Below are 1175 nucleotides of genomic sequence, written 5' to 3'. Positions count from 1 at the left end.
TTTTTAGGATTTGGCTATAGAGCAAGCATTGCATGACCGAGGTATGCCTAAGAATGTGATTCATCATTCAGATAGAGGTGTTCAATATCTTTCAATTCGCTATACCAATCGTTTAGAAGCAGCAAATTTACGAGCATCAGTCGGTACGACCGGTGATTCATACGATAACGCTTTGGCTGAAACAGTGAATGGGTTATACAAAACAGAGGTGATTGAATATTTAAAAGCAGACTGGCAAGGTTTAGCGGATGTACAACTTGCGACATTAAATTGGGTAGATTGGTTCAACAAAAAGCGTGTACACAGCGCATTGGGTTATGTATCGCCTTTTGAGTTTGAAGCAATGTACTATGATAAGATTAACCCGTTAGGTCACGTGGCCTAACTTGTACTAGCTCAAACCTGATCTGACAGTTACCCATTTTTTATTGTGTCTGTCAGGTTAAATTTGAGCTAAATTCTTCTCAGCCCAAATCCGTTTTCCATCAAGTAAAGTTTCAAGTGGTGTACGACCACAGCACATTTTTCCTTGATGAGTCCGTTCAGTATTATAGAATTTCAGCCAATCGTCTAGATCAACTTGTAATTCTTCCAATGAGCTATAAAGCTTCTTCCTAAACGTAATTTGATAGAACTCCTGCAAAATCGTCTTATGGAAACGCTCACATATACCATTGGTTTGCGGGGAAGCTGCTTTTGTCTTCGTGTGATCAATATCATTGACTGCCAGATACAATTCATAGTCATGTTGTTCTACCTTACCGCAATACTCAGTACCTCTGTCTGTGAGGATGCGAAGCATTGGTAAGTCCTGAGATTGATAGAATGGCAACACACGATCATTGAGTAAATCAGCCGCTGTAATCGGTGTTTTTGTTGTATAGAGCTTGCAATGAACGACCTTGCTATAAGTGTCGATAAATGTTTGTTGGTAGATTCGTCCAACACCTTTGAGATTCCCGACACAAAAGGTGTCTTGCGCGCCTAAATAGCCTGGATGAGCTGTTTCGATTTCACCACAAGCAACGTCATCCTCATGCTTACGTTCAAGTGCCGCAATCTGGTGATCATTTAATTCAATACCATCCTGTGCCACTTTAGCCTCAAGTGCTTTTAAACGCTTCTTAAAGTTCTCTAAATCATGACGAAGCCATATATAGCCAAATCCTAAAAAC

At 40.3% G+C, this 1175-nt stretch carries 1 protein-coding gene and 1 pseudogene; one reads left to right on the top strand and one right to left on the bottom strand.

Translation table 11 applies throughout. The features are described 5' to 3' along the window. Window positions 1-13: 13 nt before the first annotated feature. Window positions 14-385 (top strand): annotated as a pseudogene (locus tag A6M14_RS00740) (integrase core domain-containing protein); the annotation flags it as partial. Between the two features lie 57 nt (window positions 386-442). On the opposite strand, the gene A6M14_RS00735 reads toward A6M14_RS00740, so the two are convergent. Beyond that, on the bottom strand, window positions 443-1175 hold a 733-nt coding region (locus A6M14_RS00735), incomplete at its 5' end, for an integrase core domain-containing protein (RefSeq protein ID WP_152872867.1).

Source organism: Acinetobacter portensis, assembly GCF_009372215.1.
Taxonomy (GTDB): Bacteria; Pseudomonadota; Gammaproteobacteria; order Pseudomonadales; family Moraxellaceae; genus Acinetobacter; species Acinetobacter portensis.
The sequence above is the reverse complement of the archived record's forward strand: the minus strand, read 5'-3'. Positions and strand labels throughout refer to the sequence as shown.